This is a genomic window from Alkalibacter saccharofermentans DSM 14828, from assembly GCF_900128885.1.
In the GTDB taxonomy this organism is placed as follows: Bacteria; Bacillota; Clostridia; order Eubacteriales; family Alkalibacteraceae; genus Alkalibacter; species Alkalibacter saccharofermentans.
Genome location: NZ_FQTU01000001.1, coordinates 255,708 through 270,241 on the forward strand (window position 1 = coordinate 255,708; position 14,534 = coordinate 270,241).

General features: G+C 39.7%; 16 protein-coding genes. All 16 read right to left on the reverse strand.

Annotated elements, in window-relative coordinates:
- Positions 1-84: 84 nt before the first annotated feature.
- The 16 genes from galE to hemL all read right to left on the reverse strand — a co-directional run bounded on the left by galE (position 85) and on the right by hemL (position 14,529).
- Positions 85-1,077 (reverse strand): UDP-glucose 4-epimerase GalE, encoded by a 993-nt coding sequence (gene galE, locus BUB93_RS01250; RefSeq protein WP_073269241.1) that lies wholly within the window; start codon positions 1,075-1,077, stop codon positions 85-87.
- 39 nt (positions 1,078-1,116) lie between these two features.
- Positions 1,117-1,638, reverse strand: a complete 522-nt coding sequence (gene zapA / locus BUB93_RS01255) for a cell division protein ZapA (RefSeq protein WP_084116792.1) — start codon at positions 1,636-1,638, stop codon at positions 1,117-1,119.
- Between the two features lie 35 nt (positions 1,639-1,673).
- Positions 1,674-1,946 (reverse strand): hypothetical protein, encoded by a 273-nt coding sequence (locus BUB93_RS01260; protein WP_073269242.1) that lies wholly within the window; start codon positions 1,944-1,946, stop codon positions 1,674-1,676.
- Positions 1,947-1,973: 27 nt separating this feature from the next.
- On the reverse strand, positions 1,974-3,926 hold the full coding sequence (locus BUB93_RS01265) for a DUF2207 domain-containing protein (protein WP_073269243.1): 1,953 nt from the start codon (positions 3,924-3,926) through the stop codon (positions 1,974-1,976).
- Entirely contained in the window at positions 3,913-4,461 is a 549-nt protein-coding gene (locus BUB93_RS01270) for a LemA family protein (protein ID WP_073269244.1), read from the reverse strand. The genes BUB93_RS01265 and BUB93_RS01270 overlap by 14 nt, the downstream gene beginning before the upstream one ends.
- 15 nt (positions 4,462-4,476) lie before the next feature.
- Positions 4,477-5,097, reverse strand: a complete 621-nt coding sequence (locus tag BUB93_RS01275) for an NUDIX hydrolase (protein ID WP_073269245.1) — start codon at positions 5,095-5,097, stop codon at positions 4,477-4,479.
- 12 nt (positions 5,098-5,109) lie between these two features.
- Complete coding sequence (locus BUB93_RS01280) at positions 5,110-5,478, reverse strand: hypothetical protein (protein ID WP_073269246.1); 369 nt, start codon at positions 5,476-5,478, stop codon at positions 5,110-5,112.
- 13 nt (positions 5,479-5,491) lie between these two features.
- A complete protein-coding gene (locus BUB93_RS01285) occupies positions 5,492-6,301 on the reverse strand; it encodes a hypothetical protein (RefSeq protein WP_073269247.1) in 810 nt (269 codons plus the stop codon).
- Positions 6,288-7,172, reverse strand: coding sequence for a DNA-processing protein DprA (locus tag BUB93_RS01290; protein ID WP_073269248.1), 885 nt, complete (start codon positions 7,170-7,172; stop codon positions 6,288-6,290). The genes BUB93_RS01285 and BUB93_RS01290 overlap by 14 nt, the downstream gene beginning before the upstream one ends.
- Before the next feature lie 86 nt (positions 7,173-7,258).
- A complete protein-coding gene (locus BUB93_RS01295; protein ID WP_073269249.1) occupies positions 7,259-8,134 on the reverse strand; it encodes a nitroreductase family protein in 876 nt (291 codons plus the stop codon).
- A gap of 84 nt (positions 8,135-8,218) precedes the next feature.
- On the reverse strand, positions 8,219-9,433 hold the full coding sequence (locus BUB93_RS01300) for an ABC transporter permease (protein WP_073269250.1): 1,215 nt from the start codon (positions 9,431-9,433) through the stop codon (positions 8,219-8,221).
- Positions 9,426-10,211 (reverse strand): ABC transporter ATP-binding protein, encoded by a 786-nt coding sequence (locus tag BUB93_RS01305; protein WP_073269251.1) that lies wholly within the window; start codon positions 10,209-10,211, stop codon positions 9,426-9,428. Before BUB93_RS01305 ends, BUB93_RS01300 begins: the two co-directional genes overlap by 8 nt.
- A 117-nt stretch (positions 10,212-10,328) precedes the next feature.
- Positions 10,329-11,282 (reverse strand): adenosylcobinamide-phosphate synthase CbiB, encoded by a 954-nt coding sequence (cbiB, locus tag BUB93_RS01310; RefSeq protein WP_073269252.1) that lies wholly within the window; start codon positions 11,280-11,282, stop codon positions 10,329-10,331.
- Entirely contained in the window at positions 11,279-12,361 is a 1,083-nt protein-coding gene (locus BUB93_RS01315; protein WP_073269253.1) for a pyridoxal phosphate-dependent aminotransferase, read from the reverse strand. The genes cbiB and BUB93_RS01315 overlap by 4 nt, the downstream gene beginning before the upstream one ends.
- 43 nt (positions 12,362-12,404) lie before the next feature.
- Positions 12,405-13,220 (reverse strand): sirohydrochlorin cobaltochelatase, encoded by an 816-nt coding sequence (locus BUB93_RS01320; RefSeq protein ID WP_073269254.1) that lies wholly within the window; start codon positions 13,218-13,220, stop codon positions 12,405-12,407.
- Between the two features lie 16 nt (positions 13,221-13,236).
- Positions 13,237-14,529, reverse strand: coding sequence for a glutamate-1-semialdehyde 2,1-aminomutase (gene hemL, locus BUB93_RS01325; RefSeq protein WP_073269255.1), 1,293 nt, complete (start codon positions 14,527-14,529; stop codon positions 13,237-13,239).
- Between the last annotated feature and the right edge of the window lie 5 nt (positions 14,530-14,534).

Genomic DNA, 14,534 nt, shown 5'->3' on the forward strand with positions numbered 1-14,534 from the left:
TAATCTTCACTAATTACTCCATTCATAATGATTATTTCAAAGGTTACTTTCCGTTAAATATTTATTTAAGAGCAGTGCTTGCCTTTATGCCCTCTTTTTTTCAAAGTTCCAGGCATCTCTGACCATATCTTCGACCCCAAGTTCAGCTGTCCATCCCAATTCCTCTTCTGCTTTTTTAACATCTGCGTAGCATTCGGCAATATCCCCTTGGCGCCTTTTTGTTATTGAATACGGTATCTTTATACCATTGATTTTTTCAAAGGCTTTTATAAGCTCCAAAACAGAGGTTCCTCGACCTGTTCCCAAATTATACACAGAAGTACCTTTTTGTGACTTTTCGATAGCAGCTACATGCCCCTTAGCCAAATCAATAACGTGTATGTAATCTCTTACGCCTGTTCCATCAACAGTATCATAATCATCTCCGAATACTTTTAGCTCTTGAAGCTTACCTTTTGCTACTTGAGTTATAAACGGCATCAAATTATTCGGAATTCCGTTTGGGTTCTCTCCAATCAAGCCGCTCTTATGAGCTCCCACCGGATTAAAATATCTTAACAATATCACTGATAATTTTGGATATGCATTAGACACGTCCCTAAGTATTTTTTCGCTGATAGCCTTGGTCTCACCATACGGGTTAGTTGTTGGCAAAAGTTCCATCGTCTCTTCAAAGGGCACCTTGTTCTCACCATATACAGTGGCAGAGGATGAAAATACGATTTTATTCACTCCATGCAATGTACACATCTTGCTTAACAATATGGTGCTTATCAGATTGTTATAATAGTATTCGATAGGCTTTTCAACAGACTCTCCCACCGCTTTGAATCCTGCGAAATGAATAACACCATCAATATCGTTCTGGGAAAATATCTTTTCCAATTCATTTTCATCAGTAACATCGCTTTCATAAAACTTAACCTTAATGCCTGTAATCTTTTCTATATAATACAGTATTTCGATTTTACTGTTAGAAAGATTATCAGCAATTATCACATCATGCCCGGATTCTATAAGAGAGATGCATGTGTGGGATCCTATGTACCCGGCACCGCCGGTAACCAGTATATTCATATCTACGCCTCCATGCAGTTATTATTGCCAGTCGCTTAATTAGTCATCGTAAGTGCCCTTTTTATTGGCCTTTACCAGCTCTATTTGGCTTTCAAACAGCTGGTTTTGCAGATCCAAAATAGTCTTCCTGCTTTCCTCGATGTCATACTTGTATTGCTTTATCTTCTTGTTGTACTGTTCAAGGCTATCTCTTGAAGTTTCAACTTCTTCCTTTAATCTGTCATTTTCCAGAGAGAGCTCCTGATAAATCTCGTTGTTTCTACTGGCATACTCTTTGTATATACGAATCTGCTCCTTCAGCTCCTTGATATTCTCCAGGTTTCCTATCTGTTCATTGAGCTCGTCGTTTAGCATCTTTTGGTTTTTTAGGCCTTCCGACAGGTTTAGAGCACAGAGCAACAAAGCCATGTTCTTATTCATCAGAGGATTTGACTTTTTTACATCCAAAAGCATATCATTTACTGTCTCGCAGATTTCATCCATATGCTCTTGGGATATATCCCCAACCAATGTATATTCCGCACCTTGTATTTTAGCTATGACTTTGTTTTTATTATCCATGACAAAAACCCTTCCTCCAGTTCATTTTTTGTTGCTTAGGCTTTTTTACTTTCTAAATCTTCAATTTTTTCTTTCAAATCATCTATTTTATTACAATGTTCAATTAGCCTTTCGTCAACAGCTATTTCACCTTCCTTGTAAAGAATGTAAAGCTTATTGCCCAGCTCTTTATAAATTCTTCCAAGCTTTAGCTCCGCCTTTTCTATTTCTATTCTAATTTTTCCGGACTCAATCAATTCCTCGGACTTTTCACCTACTTTTTTTGCCGCTTCATTGGCTTTCCTGTTAAAATCATCAATAAATCCCATAACAAACCCTCCTAGTTTAAACTTTAATCAGAAGCCGCGTCCGCCGCTTCCGCCTCCGCCGCCTCCGCCTCCGCCGACACTAAATCCACCGCCACCGCCGGAACCGGAGGAATGCTGTGTCATTGCAGATTGGACTGCGTTTCTGGTAACTGTGTCAAGAGACGTGTTAAGTGCGCTAAAGGCGTAAAATCCTGCGTAACCGTATCCTCCTCTTAAATAAGTCAAATTCGGATCGCTAAAGTCTGAATCTTTCAATACTACCTTCATTGTCTCTATAACCTTATCTGCAACTCCCAATGACACGGCGTAAACCAGATAATGCTCCCATAATATGATCGACGGAACTACTGCGTCATCAATTTTACTAAAATCAGTTAAGAAATCCTTGAATGCCTTCCATTTTACAAAGTCTTCATTGCCTCTTTTGCTCCTTCTTTTAATCCTAATAGAAAATATAACGATTAAGATTCCTAAAGGAACATTTATCAATGTCAATAAGACTCCCCATACAGCACCTGCAACACCTAGGATAATTCCACTGATTCCTAAAAGAACGCCCATGATGGCTCCATAAACTGCTTTATCATCAAAGAAATCATAACCCTGAGCTTTTCCTTCAATTATGGTCTTCCATATATCATAGTCATCATAAAATGCCAAAGCGTTTTTTTTGTTCTTGGAATACTCTTCGATATCGTCGAAAGTAACAGATTTACCGTTTCCAATTTTACCGATCAACCAATCCTTAAGGTGTGATTCCTCTCTGGTAAGTTCTCTGCGTAAATTATCAGAATTATCTGTTATGGTATAAACATCTTCCATTTTGCTTCCAAAAAGCAATCTTTTTTTCTCTACCTTTTCATAAGTCAAAGTGAAAGCCTTATTTCTAATCATATTAAGAATAGTCGCAGTCAAATCCCTGGGAGATATTTTTTTGAAGTTGTAATTATAGCTCATGACGGCAGGCCCGTAATCTGCAGGAAGCTCCCTATAGTATTTACCATAAAAATCAGCCTTGAATTCTTTATCATATTTAAAATATATAAAGATTGTCCCTGCTGCCATAAAGATAAACCAAACTATGCCTAAAACGCTCAACGCTGTTTTTATTGCTCTGGCCCTGTCACGCTGGGCATTTGCTTCATCGGCTCGCGCCTGCTCGACTCTCAGTATTTCATCCAGTGCATCTATATTTGTTTCTTTAACAACACCTGATAAAACTTCAGTTGAAAAAACAAATCTTGCATCTACCGCTTCACTAGGATGCACTCTGTCTATTTGAAGCTTTGCCTGGTTGTTGCCAACCAGCTCACTGACGCCTGTCAAAGGACCGTGAGCAAATATCCTTAATTCATCACTTCCGGTAGGCAAGTACAAATCTATCTCTAGGTTGTTAATTGTGTCTTCCCAGCCTATGCCGATAAAATTCCAGTAAACCTCACCAACATCATTGTGCAATACGGCGACATTTGAGAGGGTGTACTCAATTACCAGTGTCTTTATACTACCGTATGTGGGAGAAAATATTTTAAGCTCGGCTCTTTGGTCGTCTACACTAAACTCGTATACACGCTCATCACCAGGAATTCCACTGCCTGTGCCTATTTGTGAATACTCCTCTAAATTGCTTGGAGTCAAAGGACTTCCCGGATCAATCAGCCTTGACACCCTGATATCAGATATCTCATGGGCATTATACAGACCCGAGCTTCCCGCCAAGTCACCCAGGCTTCCCGTTATCGGCTTTTCTCCTCCTGAGGAGTATTCCAAATTCCAAAATTGACCGTTGAACCTTCCATCGTATGTAATCGCCTCTGTTACCTTCATCGATCCATCCTGTTGGATATAAGCATCGATCTTATATCCGGTGATGTCAAAATCCACATTTGATGCGGCTGCTTTTGCCGGAGATGTCATTACGAATGCCAGCAATAATAAGACCGCAAAAAACTTTAATTTACTGCAATTAAAAAGTAACATTGGGGTTTTCCCTTGAACTTTCTTCGATTTCAAAAAATTTCTCAGATTTAAAGTTAAACATGTTGGCTACTATGTTGCTTGGGAACATCTGAACCTTGTTGTTGAACATCAATACAGTATCGTTGTAAAACTGTCTTGCAAAACTTATCTTGTCCTCTGTTTTGGAAAGCTCATCCTGCAGGCTCAAGAAGTTTTGATTTGCCTTAAGATCAGGATAACTCTCAGCCAACGCAAACAACCTGGACAAGGCAGATGTAAGCTGATTGTTGCTTTCCATCTCTTCGGTAGGAGTTGTAGCTTGAGTGAATTTATTCCTTGCACTGATTACAGCATCCAATGTTTCCTTTTCGTGGGAAGCATATCCTTTAACCGTGTTCACGAGATTTGGTATGAGGTCAAACCTTCTCTTTAATTGCACATCTATTTGTGCCCATGAATCCTTAACCCTATTTCTCAGGGATATTAATGAGTTGTATATTCCCGCTACAGCCAGCGCCAAAACAATGATTAATCCTACAATAACATACCATTGCATTTTTCTTCTCTCCTTTTAATCGAAATATGGTTCCATGCTTTCATTTTCGTAAAACTTCTGCATCATCTCAAGCTGTTCCCTCGTTATTCTTGGACTGGACAGCTCCGGCAAGTCGTCCAGACCGAAATATCCAACATCTAGAGTTTCCATCCCCGGTTCTTCAATTCCACCGGTTTTTTTGCACAGCATAAAAATAGTGTACAAATAATAAATCGATTTTGGATGTCCATGCTTGCTTTTATCCAACACACCCAGAAGTTTTACAGCCTCTACGTCTATTCCAGCTTCTTCCTTGGTCTCCTTGACTGCTATTTGGGAAGGGGTATACCCAACATCGCAAAAGCCTCCTGGCAACGTCCACAGCCCATCCACTTTTTCTTTAACCATCAAAAATTTTCCTGCATCGTTGAATACTACGCTTCTAAGGTCGACTTTTGGCGTGACATACAGGGTTTCGCTGTGCAAGGCTAAGCTTATCTTTTGTGGATCTTCAGTGCTTAATCTTGATATTATGCTAACAGTCGCATCCATGATTTGATTATATCTGTCAATTTCGTATTCATTATTGACATAATGCAGCCCTGTTTTCGCATAGGCTTGAATTTGCATGGCCAGTTCAAATATGTCGTTCTTCATTTTACGCTCCTTTTACTTGTTTAAAATGTTTGAGAATCTAAAATAATAATCGTCTATAATATTGTGTATCAAGGCTATTATGTATGAAGAATTGTAAATCTTTCTCTTCTGCATTTTATATCTTATACCGGGAACTCCAGAAGTATATTGCTTATACAAAGGAAAAGCCAATGAAAATTCCTTTATGTTTATCTTTCTGGGAGTTGGTATGCTGCAGGAGTTTTCATGGAACTTTGCGTTGCTTATCTCCACCTCGTCTCCTTTTACCTTGGCATTAAACCAATAGTTGCTTTCATAATTTATTGAAAACAGCTTGTAATCCTGATCGTTATTTTCAATGTGCTCCAGTATTTTCATCCATTCTTCCGTATAAAGCTTCACGTGATGCCCCCCTTTATTTCTCGATAATCGTTTTTGATAAAAAATTAGAATCAGTTCGATACACAGTATGAATGTCTGTAGATATTACAAAAATTAGAACGTACAGTTCTTTTTCGTTAAAATACCTCCCATACATCCTTCCGTATGATTCGACGGCTGGAAAATCCTTGCCCAAATAATTCTTCGGGCTGCCATATTGCAGGTACGCTCTTTTAAACTCCCTTTTGTGATGCTCTGGACTGTTCGAGACTATCTCGGCATCGAATACGGTCCAATCATCATAACCTGCAACTTCCATACCCGGAGTTTCTTTCTTCACTATAAATTCGGCTACCGGATTCTGGGCTCCCAAGCTTTTTAACACCAATACTTCGAGATCATATGCAGGTATCATTTTTATCCTCTCTATATCCCATTCACCCTTTTGATCGTGAAGAATCATTGGGGTATCCTTCCCCTTTATTATATAACATCCATAAAAAGAATTGAAATACTTACTTTGAGAATCATACAACAACGAGCTTCCATTTTCAAATGCCCCAAAGTTGTATCTAATGCTCATCTCTGCATCTGTTTTGAGAATTTTAGAGATATCTGAATCGTTGTATGTAATGACAAATGGATACCAGTCCTTCTCCCGGGTAGAGAGCCCTCCGGGAATTATTACATCTATGTTTTCTTTGACAAATAGAGACTCTCGGTTCTGTTGAAAACTGTAAACGCCCATAACAAATAAACTTCTGATAAATGCGAACTGAAAAAACAAGGTCGCAGCGGCAACTGCAATGGAAACGATAGCGATAATCCTTTTAAGCTTTTTCATTTATAAACACCTTAAAATCATCCTCACCGTCAACCGGTATGATTTTGTGTTTGCAACTGCCAAGGAGCATCAAATTACCCTTTCTCTGGGATGTTTTCATTAGCCCATACATGGCAACTCCCACCGGTTTTGATTGTTGCAATGTGAAATTTACTGTATGCATGGTGCCCCCCGTTACGCCTGATTCTACGACAAAGACCTTTTCACTCAAACAAGCTTGAAGCTTGTCTCTAGAAATAAATTTATAATTTTCAACGCCTTCATCCGGATGATATTCGCTTAGCAGGAGCCCTCCCTTATCGAGTATGGCCTCAGCAAGTCCTGTGTTCTCCTTCGGATATATCCTATTTATCCCGCCGGGAAGTACCGCTACCGTCATCCCATTAGTTTCAACAGCACCTACGTGCGCACAAGTATCACAACCAGCAGCAAGGCCGCTTACTACTCCGATGCCCTCACCAGCAGATACCCTGCCGTAGTCACAGGCTATCTTTCTCCCCTGCTGGGTGGGATTTCTAGTTCCTATAATTCCCACAAGCCTGTCTTTCAGAATATCTCGATTCCCTTTTAAATACAAAACTGAAGGGGATACTTCGACCATTGAGAACTTATCAGGATAGTCATCATCAACAAAGCTGCAAATCTCTACGTCATCTTTCAGACATGAATCGATAATATCGTCTTTCTTTCTTAATGCCTTAGTGACAGCCTCAGGATCAATATTAAAATTTCTGACCATCTGGACAAATTTAATTAAATCCTTAAAAGTCGCACTATCAAAATCACTAAAAAAATCATAGGCATGCCGTATCGTCGCGCTTCCTATTCTATCAATTTGACTCAATGTTAATATCTTTTCAGTTGCATCCATTTCCATCCTCCATTTTCAGCAGGATTATGTCTCTCGTATCATTATACCAAAAAAGAACCTTTTAGGTTCCCTTTTGTGGATATAGTTTATTCCTTGCTAAAATACCCAGCTACATAATAATCTTCAGGTATGCCATAGTTCTTGGCGCTCTCGTTTGCTACGGTCCACTTACCGTTATAGCTGTAGTTATTCATTATTAGATCAGTATACAACATCGCAATCCCTGCATCCAGCATGTCGTGCTCGTGGTTTATGCTCTCTTGTGTTTTTATGGTCAGATAAATTTTTTTATCCTTGATAAAATACCTCCATGGCTGTCTGTTTAGAGTGGATGGTGCTAGCCTCACATAAAAGAACACATTGTCCAAGCCCAAGTTCTTAAGCTCATCGGCAGTTGGATTGTATCCCCATTTATCAAGATATACTATTTCTTCTGGTTTTAACCTGGCGGAAGTATTGTCATCCACTACTTTCAGATTTGCCTGGGAATAATTATCTCCTGTGTGAAGAGGATTTATGACCTTTTTATCTCTTTTTTTGTAACCCACTGCTATCAGTGCTGAAGCTTCCCTTGGATCCTCTATGTCTAGCGCCTGTTTAACCAATGTGCCATCTTCCGGAATATTAAGCCAGCAAGTGTCTATTGATTTTGACTCAAGATCCAGCATTATATTTTCAGCATAATAGCCCGTCTGTATCTGATGGTTTTTCACGTCGTTACTTAAAAACAATATGTAGTGGGGTGCTTCTATCATCAAGCCGTTATAGCCTGCTATTCCGTTTAGAAGCTTCGAGATTTTTTTACCATCTTCAAGTATTACAGCTTTCATATTTGTGCTGCAAACCAATTCGTATTTAGGCTTGCAGAAATCAATAGATCCCTGTAAGGTTTCAACAGGCACTTTTTTGTCTTTAAAGTCCCTTACCGATTTTCTCTCTAGCATGACTTTGCGGATATCCATAAATACCACCCTCTCAATTGTTTGATCTTTAAATTATGTTTATAACTTTATACCCTTATTCGCTTTCGATAAATCAATAAACCTTTATTGATTGAACATCACATTCTCATTTTCAAATAGCACCTTGATCAAATATACCAAGGCAACTCCCACCATGAGCGAAACCCCTATATTCAAAGCCAAACCCAGGGCAGTCATCTCAAAGCTCAAGACGCTTTTTAAGGCTACGATGCTTCCGTAAACAGGTATTGCGTACTCAAAGAGCTCTGGGGATTGCATTGAGTACATATTGCTGAAAGCTGCTATCATTACCATGAAATATATAGGCATCAGGTAAGTGCCCGCTTCCTTGACATTTTTTGCAACAACAGAAGCAGCACTGATCATTCCGACAAAAATTATCTCCATGGATATCAGTATTCCCAATATCATAAGATAATCCACTGCTTTGTAGTTCACATAATCCGTTATATTCATGCCCATTCCCCCTGCAAATGATCCAGCCAACAGAGGCAGTGCTATGATAATTCCCACAAGGGAAGATAGCGCGCTCAAAAATGCCAGTATCCCCAAACTTATTACCTTCCCGAATGCTATTACTTCCCTCTTTACTGGAGTCATCAGTAATGTCGCCATGGTACCTCTTTCCTTTTCTCCTGCGATAGAGTCCGGTCCCAATGACATTGCTCCGGCAAACAAGAAAATGGTAATCAGCATGGGGAGCAGCATCGACAGAAGTCTTCCTGAAGCCCTCTTCTCATCTACTATCACCTGTTCCGGGTTATTCATGTTAAGCTCAAATATACTGGCGTAAGCTTCATCTCCCATTCTGATTCCCAGCATTTGGTTTTCGTATTGAGTGAGTATGTCTCTAACCATGTAGAAAGCTGAAGATGAGTAATCCTCACTTGAATTGTGATACGTGTTTACATAAGGAGCAGCCATCGAGGTGTAGTTCATGACTTTTTCTTCAAAATCAGGATCAAACTCGATCATTACCTCGATGTCTCCCGCCCTAATATTTTCCTTAACGCCTTCCATTTCATCCCTAGCGGCAACTGTGACTTGCGAACCGGTTGCTCTAATCGCACCCACCACATCTTCAGGTGCCTGTACAGCAACTATTCTGGAAGTATGGGCTTCAATATCCTCCATCATCCCGCTGGCACCCATGCCTATGATGCCGTAAAGCACCACAAGCATGATAGGCGGAAGAATCAACGTTGTGAATATCAGCCTTTTATCCGTAAAAACTCTCTTTAGCTCTTTTTTTATTATTACTCCAATCATCTCAAGCATTTGCTGCACCTCCTGAAGCCTGGTCGAAATAGAGCTTGAAAAATGCCTCTTCAAGATTTTTCTGGCCTGTATTCCTGCAAATTTCTTCAGTAGTTCCTTCTATGCTTAGTTTTCCGTCAAGCATAATTGCAATCTTGTCGCAAAGCTTTTCTGCCACGTCCATTATGTGAGTAGATATTATAACGGTTTTCCCCACTTCTTTCATCTCCAGGAGATAATCGGTAACGCTCTTGGCAGTAATAATATCCAGTCCATTTGTAGGCTCGTCAAAGATTATCACCTTCGGATCATGAACAAGGCTGATTGCAATGGACAGCTTCTGCTTCATGCCTGTGGACAATTCCCCTATTGCCATGTTTTCGAAATCCGAAACGCCAAACCTCTTAAAAAGCTCTTCTTTCCTTCTGTAAATCGCACCAGTATCCATTCCATGCAGCTTTCCGAAATACTCGATGGTATAAGCAGGTGTGAAATGAGTATCCAGTTTCAATTCATTTGTCAGAAAGCAGATTTTTTTTCTGACCATTTCAGGATTCGCTTCAACAATTATGCCTTCTACATTTATTTCTCCTTCTGTAGGCTTGATAAGAGTGGATATGCATCTTAATGTGGTGGTTTTGCCTGCTCCGTTGGGGCCTAGAAGCCCGAAGATTTGACCCTGTTCAGCTTTAAAGGACAGACCGTCTACAGCTATTTTTTCTCTTTGCTTAGTTTTTTCTTTCTTCATGTCTTTTTTGCTTAGCTTGAAAATTTTTTTTAGATTTTTCACTTCAACCATATTATCGCCTCCTAGCTTCCATATACAATGATAACAGCATTTTAAAATTCCTTAAACCTGAACAGTATATTTTAATTAATTTTTAATATATAAAAACCTCCAATTGACTTGGAGGCATCATGACCAAAATATAAATATTGATATTATCAATACAAACGATATAGAAGCGATATACATCATCTTGATTGTTTTATGGATATCACCGGCTTCGGCACTTCTTCCATCATCTCCTATTGTAGGCTTGTATACAGATACTCCCCAATAGTCGTGAACCCCGCCTAGCTTTATGTTCAAAGCACCTGCAACCGCGCTTTCGGACCATGCTGAATTTGGACTCTTGTGATTGCCGTGATCTCTAGCAAGTATTTTCCAAGCATTTTTATAGTCGTATCTTAAAACATAGGCAGCTATAACCATCAATGCGCCGCAGATTCTTGCAGGGAGGTAATTTAACAAGTCATCAGCCTTAGCTGAAGCTTTTCCTATATATTCGTATTTTTCAGTTCTATAACCCACCATGGAATCAAGGGTGCTGACAGCTTTAAAGACCATAGCTCCAATCGGACCTAAAAGCAAGATATAAAACATGGGTGATATTACCCCATCAGTTGTATTCTCGGCAATGGTTTCTATTGCCGCCTTTACTACCTCTTCCTCCGACAGATTATCCGTATCCCTGCCAACAATATGAGACACTCTTTTTCTTCCTTGCTCCAGACTCTTTGCCAATTCATCTTTAACCTGAATCCCCTCAAAATGAAGTGATCTGATAGATAAGGTTGTATATGCTAAAAACACCTTTGCTCCAAATCCTAAAGAGGGATTTATCGACTTTGAAACGATAAGAATACACCAAGTTATCCCGGCAGTAAATAATGCTGTATCTAAAAGCAAAGCGACACCCGCCAAAGTCTCCATTTTTTTGCCTTTAAAATACTTACGTATAAGTTTTTCCTCAAAACTTATGAACTTGCCTATTATCCTGACCGGATGGTAAAACCAATAAGGATCGCCTATCATAAAATCCAGCAATAGAGCGAGTACCAATATAATAATGTTCTCCTTAATCATGTCGTCCTCCAAGTAGGCTTTGACAATATTGTTTCTAAATACTCCACCAGCATGGAATTTTCTTTTTCACTTTTGACCCCAACCCTAAAGTATCTATCCCCTAGACACTCGTAGTTGGAACAGTTTCTTATCAGGACATTTTTTTCTTTCAGCTTCATTTCGATATAATCGAGACTCACTGCTTCATCGTTTATTTTTACTAAAAGATAGTTGGCCTCAGAATCAAACACTGTAAAACCAAGTCGAGAAATATCACTTGATAATTTCTTTCTTAGCAGCCTGTTCATTCCCGCTGACTCATTTGCAAAAGCCTTCAAAGAAGGCAAAGCTCTGCTCGCACCTACAGCTTGAGCAGACAGAGACCATGGCATCATGTACTTTTCATATGTTTTTATCATATTTTCACAAGCCAATGCATAGCCGAGCCTAACTCCTGGTATGGAAAACATTTTTGTGAATGATCCCATTATGACCAAAGAAGAGTACTTATCAATCAAATCTCTCGCTGAATTCTCCTCGCAATAGTCTATAAATGCTTCGTCCAGCACCACTACTGCTCCGGACTTTTCGCTGCATTCCAATATTTCCAAAAGAATTCTTCTTTCGACTATATTTCCAAGAGGATTAGACGGAGAGCATATGAAAATCATTCCTTTATTCACGATTTCTTTTTTTATTCTATCAACATCCCATATGATTTCGTCCTTTTGAAACATGGGTATATGAACTATATCAGCTCCTGATTTCAAGGCAAGCCTCTTATATTCTGCAAAGGAGGGTTCAATTATAATCGCCTTAGTCGGTCTCTCATGTTCTACTACCAGCTGAAGTGCACCTATTCCTCCATTTGTGGGCAAGACTTTGCTAATATCACATCCTAGAAAATCTGCTATATTCTCTTTAGCCTCCCTCATCTTTTGGTCTGGATAAAAGCCTATTTCATTTATAGATTTTTTAATTTCCCGCAACATCCTATCCGGAGCGCCTCGAGGATTAAGATTGGCTGAAAAATCAATCCAATCGGAAGGATTTTCCCCTTGCCATACATCTCCTCCGTGGCAAAAGCTTTTCGTCGTCACTGTCGTCACCTCTCAAAATGTTTTTGTCAAATCAATCTTATCTTCAACTGATTTTTTCTATGCCATCCATGGCTTCTTTAACATGTCGTATAAAAATTTTTATGATGCCGTCGATTTCTCCCAAACCTTTAACTGACCCTTCTACAGAGAATCCGTTGCTTTCCAGAACTGACTTCAATGACTCATCACTTGAACCATAAATATCTTCAAGGATGTGTTTTCCCGCTGAAATCATAAGGGGCAACAGCCTCACATCATCAATCTTTTTTTCTTTGAGATTCATTAAAAGACTGTCAAAGCCGGAATTTCTCTTTAAAGTCTCGATATGAACATCCTCAAAGCCTTCGTTGTTAAAGATAACCTTTAAATCCCGATATGCTTGATTTCCCCTATGGGCAGACCCATGTCCTATAAAAATCGTATGTTTTCCGTCTTTTAAGCCATATTCGTTATCTAGTGCTGCAATCAGTTCTATAAAGTCCAACCTTGAACTTAGCAGTGGCCTTCCGATCGAAATCTTCTTGAATCTCCCCTTAAAATCCATAGCGCTACAAATAATCTTTTCAAACTCTAAACCTTCTATCACTTGAATCGGCTGAATGATTATCTCTTTATAATCCTCAGCCATAAGCTTTGACAATGCTTCAGCTGTGGTGTGTGCAGCGTCCTTATTTTCAGCCTTGGAAATTGATGTTCTTGAAGTAAACGCCCTTCTTACAATCACATTAGACCAATTATCGGTTATTGCTTTTTCAATGGAATCTAAGTTCTTTTCATTTGTTTTTTTGCAGCTGGTTCCTACGCTCACAATCAACAAGGCCTTCTTATTGCTGATTTTGGATAAATTATCTTTATTCATAAGTCACCTGCTTGAATTATTCGCCTGCTAGCCTTAACGCATTAACATTTGCTTTGATTGTCAAATTAAGATCCTCATCAGTATGAGCTGCTGAAAGAAACAACCCTTCATATTGAGATGGTGGAAATAATATCCCTTGACTGAGCATCTTTTTAAAATACCTAGCATAGATTTTGGTATCTGATGTCATTACTTGAGCAAATGTAGTTACCGGGCTATCCGTCATGAACATGCTCAACATGCCCTTAACCCTGTTAACCGTCACAGGTATCTTCCCGGATTTTGCCCCTTCCACGAGACCCTCTTCCAATCTGATGGCCCTGTCTTCCAGCTGAGAATATATTTGAGGATTTCTATTTAAGTAGCTTAAGAGGTTGAGCCCCAAATGGACTGCAAGAGGATTGCCTGACAAGGTTCCTGCCTGATAAACGTCTCCTAAAGGAGCGACTTCGCTCATTATCTCTCTTTTCCCCCCGTATGCGCCTACCGGGAGACCTCCACCGATAACTTTTCCAAAGCAGACTAAATCAGGTTCAATACCATAATATCCAGCTGCTCCATCTAACCCCAGACGAAATCCGGTGATCACCTCGTCAAAAATCAATAAGGTTCCGTTTTCTCTAGTTATTTTTCTTAAAGCAGAGATAAATTCCCTCTCCCCTTCCACAACTCCCATATTTCCTGCCACCGGCTCAATTATGACACCTGCTATTTCAGGTCCAAATTCTTCAAAGCACTTCTCAACGCTTTTAAAGTCGTTGTACGTTGCCACTAGAGTGTCTTTGGCGATGTCCTCCGTCACCCCTTTGCTCGTAGGAATATTAAAGGTTAACGCCCCAGATCCGCTTTTGACCAATAAACCGTCAAAGTGGCCATGGTAACAGCCTTCGAATTTAAGTATTTTACTTCTCTCGGTATAGCCTCTAGCAAGCCGGATAGCGCTCATAGTCGCTTCCGTTCCGGAGTTCACCATCCTGACCATCTGTGCAGCGGGATACATGGATGATATTAGTTCAGCCAGTTCAATCTCCTTCTTTGTTGAAAGCCCATAGCTTATGCCTCCCTCAAATACATCCATGACTCCTTTGTGGACTTCAGGATTTGCATGTCCGAGTATCAACGGTCCCCAGCTTGATATATAGTCTATATATACATTTCCGTCTTCATCAGTTATTTTGCTTCCCGAAGCGCTTTTAGCAAACAGAGCTGTCATCTCTACGCTTTTAAACGCCCGTACGGGACTATTGACCCCTCCCGGCATGACTTTTTCAGCTCTTTCAAAGAGCTCTTCCGATCTATCGAATTTCATATGAA

Excerpts from the sequence above, each read along its gene's own strand:
- galE (WP_073269241.1), bottom strand. The coding sequence starts at position 1,077 with ATGAATATACTGGTTACCGGCGGTGCCGGGTACATAGGATCCCACACA.
- zapA (WP_084116792.1), bottom strand. The coding sequence starts at position 1,638 with ATGGATAATAAAAACAAAGTCATAGCTAAAATACAAGGTGCGGAATAT.
- BUB93_RS01260 (WP_073269242.1), bottom strand. The coding sequence starts at position 1,946 with ATGGGATTTATTGATGATTTTAACAGGAAAGCCAATGAAGCGGCAAAA.
- BUB93_RS01265 (WP_073269243.1), bottom strand. The coding sequence starts at position 3,926 with ATGTTACTTTTTAATTGCAGTAAATTAAAGTTTTTTGCGGTCTTATTA.
- BUB93_RS01270 (WP_073269244.1), bottom strand. The coding sequence starts at position 4,461 with ATGCAATGGTATGTTATTGTAGGATTAATCATTGTTTTGGCGCTGGCT.
- BUB93_RS01275 (WP_073269245.1), bottom strand. The coding sequence starts at position 5,097 with ATGAAGAACGACATATTTGAACTGGCCATGCAAATTCAAGCCTATGCG.
- BUB93_RS01285 (WP_073269247.1), bottom strand. The coding sequence starts at position 6,301 with ATGAAAAAGCTTAAAAGGATTATCGCTATCGTTTCCATTGCAGTTGCC.
- BUB93_RS01290 (WP_073269248.1), bottom strand. The coding sequence starts at position 7,172 with ATGGATGCAACTGAAAAGATATTAACATTGAGTCAAATTGATAGAATA.
- BUB93_RS01295 (WP_073269249.1), bottom strand. The coding sequence starts at position 8,134 with ATGGATATCCGCAAAGTCATGCTAGAGAGAAAATCGGTAAGGGACTTT.
- BUB93_RS01300 (WP_073269250.1), bottom strand. The coding sequence starts at position 9,433 with ATGCTTGAGATGATTGGAGTAATAATAAAAAAAGAGCTAAAGAGAGTT.
- BUB93_RS01305 (WP_073269251.1), bottom strand. The coding sequence starts at position 10,211 with ATGGTTGAAGTGAAAAATCTAAAAAAAATTTTCAAGCTAAGCAAAAAA.
- cbiB (WP_073269252.1), bottom strand. The coding sequence starts at position 11,282 with ATGATTAAGGAGAACATTATTATATTGGTACTCGCTCTATTGCTGGAT.
- BUB93_RS01320 (WP_073269254.1), bottom strand. The coding sequence starts at position 13,220 with ATGAATAAAGATAATTTATCCAAAATCAGCAATAAGAAGGCCTTGTTG.
- hemL (WP_073269255.1), bottom strand. The coding sequence starts at position 14,529 with ATGAAATTCGATAGATCGGAAGAGCTCTTTGAAAGAGCTGAAAAAGTC.